Below are 3,946 nucleotides of genomic sequence, written 5' to 3' on the forward strand. Positions count from 1 at the left end.
TCTTCATCTACAACTTCGTTCCATCTAGATGTTATCTGTGAAGAAGAACACTTGGTCATAATCTAAGAAAACGCGAGCATTTAAGAGAAAAGCGATTCTCCATAGAGGGAGGATTGTTCAATAACTTCGCGAATACTTAAAAATTGATAATTTTCGCAAAGTACGTAAATACACTGTGAGCCGAAACTTCCTAGGTCAAGAACATATGGGTAAACCCTCAAAGCCAAAAGCATCTAAGGTCAAGTTCGGGTAAGGGCATATGAAGGTCAAGGTCGGATATGGGCATATAAAGGTCAAGAATGGATAAGGGCATAAGAAGATCAAGAACATATTCGGTGGGTAACTCTAAGAAGAGGATGCATCGGCTAACACCGCAATCACGCTTCGGGCTACGCCCTCGAAGTTGAGAAGCCAGGTAGTAGATTCAGCCGGACACATCCGACTCCGTCGGACGTCGAGAATTCAAGAACGTTAGCCGAAAGAAGTTCTTACATGTTTAGGAGGAGTCTATATGATATTAGAAAAAGTTATAAATAGAATTGTAATACAAAGTGAATATAAGGATTTTGTTGATAAGTATATAGATAATATACTTACCGAATTTAAAGGTAAGATTCATAGCATTTATATGTGTGGCTCGATTCCAAAAGGAACTGCTAAACCTTTTAAGTCAGATGCAGACTTTACTATTGTATGTGTAAATCCCAAAGATATTGATTACGAAAGATTGTCAAATATTAAAGACAATCTTCTGGAAGAATATCCAGTAGTAACTAAGATTGATACGATAATTTGCTCGATTGACGATGTATTAAGTAAACCGAATGAGTGGGGTTTTTGGATTAAGATAATTTGTGTTTGCATATATGGTCCTGACGTTGGTGAAAGAGTGCCACCGATAATTACTTCTCCAGAGTTCATTTTAGACTTAAATACAGAGACCAAGGAGGAAGTAGATCGTATACATAGTTTACTTTCTAATGCTAGTGACAACACAATGAAAACTAGATATATTAAAGGTTATTCTAAGAGATTAATTCGTGCATTATACTCTTTGGTTTTAGAAGATACAGGTGTATGGCAAGATGACATTATTAAGATGAAAAATGCCATATTAGACTATTGTGAGATTGACTCCGCTTTAGTTGATTATCTGTATGCTTGTTACTTGGATAGTCATGTACCGGTTGAAGAGTTTCTTGGAATTGCAGATGAAGTATATAGCTATTTTGAGAACGCCTTAAATACAATGGCTGCTTCCAGAACTTCCTTCGGCTAACACCATATTGACGCACGGGGTCATTCTGAGAAGCGAGTGACCACATCCAGCCCCCTAAGCCCGTCGGGACGTCACTGCATTAGGTGTTCGGCAAGCCTCACAATTATAAGCAACGGCTCTAAGGGGCCAGAACGTCGTCAATACAAAACGTTAGCCGAAATTTCCTAGGTTAAGAACATATGGGTAAACCCTCAAAGCCAGAAGCATCTAAGGGCAAGTTCGGATAAGGGCATAAGAAGATCAAGACATCTTCGGTGGGTAACTCGAAGAAGAGGAAGCATCGGCTAACACCGCATTCACGCTTCGGCTATTCGGCCTTCGGTCCTGTTAAGCTAACGGGGAACGGGCTGCCAAAACACTTTAAACTAATGCATTAATCTAGGCATGGCAACAATATGCTTCTAAAGTTATGAAGAGCTATAATTTCTATCTCCATAGAGAGGTGACTACACATGAACCAAAGACCGTCAGAAAAAGAATACGCCGGGGACTCCGGCGAGTATATCCGGTTGGTGCCGGAAGGCAACATCATCGACATTCTGCTTGCCCAGGAAAAGCAAATGACCGAGCTGCTAGCATCTTTGTCCGAAAGCCAAGGCGCGTATCGGTATGCGGAAGGGAAATGGACGCTGAAGGAAGTCGTGGGCCACATCGCGGACTCGGAACGCGTCATGACCTACCGCCTGCTCCGGTTCGCAAGAGGGGACCAGACGCCACTGCCCGGATTCGACCAGGAATTATTCATGCCTCCTTTCGGAAGCTGGACAATCGCGCAATCGGCCGAAGACTATCGGGCGGTAAGGCAATCGACGATCACGCTGTTGCGCGGGTTACCGGCGGAGGCGTGGTCCCGTAAGGGCACTGCCAACGACGTAAGCATTACGGCGCGCGCCCTCGCGTACGGCATCGCAGGACACGAACTTCATCACATGGGGGTCATCCGAAATCGTTACTTGAGATAATCGTCCGGAAGATCTGGAAGGAAGCTTGAGCGGACAACGGGGCTTTCGTCTTTACTATGACCCTCCCTTCCCGCCCGGCATGGACAGTTCTCAACTGACATACATCGTTAAGCTTTCGGGACACGATAGCTCAATAATCAAGTTGAAGTCTGCCGAACTAATCATTCGGCAGGCTTCTAATGCTTACGGGCAGAATAGTTCAAACTTTCTTGTTGACTCCTTATTAATAGAAGTGTCGATGACGGTTATGGCCGGATTGTGGGGCGCGATATCGGCAGGCATCATTAGCGGATAGGATAAAACAATACTTTATTAATAAATCCAGATTCGATTTAGTGGAATTTTCCCAAGCAAATTTGGTTATGAATTACGTTCAATACTTAGCGGCATCGGATTAAGCTAAAGGGTATGAGTGCACAGCTATAGATCCAATCAATCGCTTTTGTTGAATCACTTTAAACTGGGTAGGAAATTTATAACAGTTGTCGAATCAATAGACTATCCAATTGACGAGGAGGAGTAGCCATGATTTATCAGTTCATACCGCAGCTTTATTATAATACGATAGGCCAGCATCCACCTATATTGACGATTCGTGATGGGGATACGGTTATTACGACGACAGTCGATGCGAGAGGCTGGGACATCAACGGCGAAAGCGCAGCTACTCGCGGGAATCCAATGACAGGACCTTTCTATGTGGAAGAAGCGATGCCTGGTGATACGCTAGCGGTAAAATTCGAATCAATCACTCCGAACCGCGACTGGGCTTGGACAACCAACATGCTTGCACCATCAGTTATCGAACCATATGTTGCTGCTTCATTGCTGCCATCGGACATCGTACGCTGGACGGTGGATGTTTCACAGGGGGTTGCTTATCTCAAGGAGCCATCGCCGGGGCTGACTGAACTGAAGCTACCTTTGCGGCCTTTTCTAGGCTGTTTTGGCGTAGCCCCTTCTAATGGTCAGTTCATCTCAACTTCTACAAGCGGCGAGTATGGCGGTAACATGGACTATAAAGGACTGGTCGCAGGTACTACAGTTTATTTTCCGGTGTCGTCCAAAGGTGCATTGTTTTATTTGGGTGATGGTCATGCCTTGCAAGGCGATGGGGAAATCATCGGTACAGGGATCGAAATATCTATGGATGTTCGGTTCACAGTTAGTGTTCAAAAAGGCAAAAAGATAGGCTGGCCGAGAGGTGAAAGCGATACGCATTGGTTTACTATCGGCAATGCACGGCCGCTTGACCAGGCGCTTCAACATGCAACAACCGAAATGTATCGACTGCTGCAGGAAGATTTCGGCTTAACGTCTTCGGAAGCTAGCTTATTGCTGGGGCAAGCAGTAGAATATGAAATTGCCAACACGTTTAACCCGGCTTACAGCGTGGTTTGCAAACTATCGAAATCGGTTTTATCGCAATTGAGTTATCGAGAAAGTAGTGTTCAATAACATCAGAATGAGGCTGCCAATAGATTCGACCAGGTAGCCATAAACTGGCAGCCTGGAAATAGAGATTCTGAGTCCTAGTAAATCGCGGGCTTCTTTTGTTATCGACAAGCTGCAAACAGGCCCGTAATTTCTTGAGCTAAACCAGCTAATATCTTGTCAACATTTTTCATTAGAAGCTCGAACAATTACTGCTATACTAGAATCTGAGCAAGACAAAGAACCCTCCGAAAATACGTTGGAAGGTTTT

3 protein-coding genes are annotated in these 3,946 nt (G+C 44.3%); all 3 read left to right on the plus strand.

Annotation, left to right across the window (positions count from 1 at the left end; genetic code table 11):
* Positions 1–511: 511 nt before the first annotated feature.
* Positions 512–1,279, plus strand: a complete 768-nt coding sequence (locus AC6ESO_RS30405; RefSeq protein WP_497094612.1) for a nucleotidyltransferase domain-containing protein — start codon at positions 512–514, stop codon at positions 1,277–1,279.
* 452 nt (positions 1,280–1,731) lie between these two features.
* Complete coding sequence (locus tag AC6ESO_RS30410) at positions 1,732–2,241, plus strand: DinB family protein (RefSeq protein ID WP_497094613.1); 510 nt, start codon at positions 1,732–1,734, stop codon at positions 2,239–2,241.
* Between the two features lie 525 nt (positions 2,242–2,766).
* Positions 2,767–3,699 (plus strand): acetamidase/formamidase family protein, encoded by a 933-nt coding sequence (locus AC6ESO_RS30415; protein WP_497094614.1) that lies wholly within the window; start codon positions 2,767–2,769, stop codon positions 3,697–3,699.
* Positions 3,700–3,946: the final 247 nt, after the last annotated feature.

The organism is Paenibacillus rhizoryzae, from assembly GCF_059686995.1.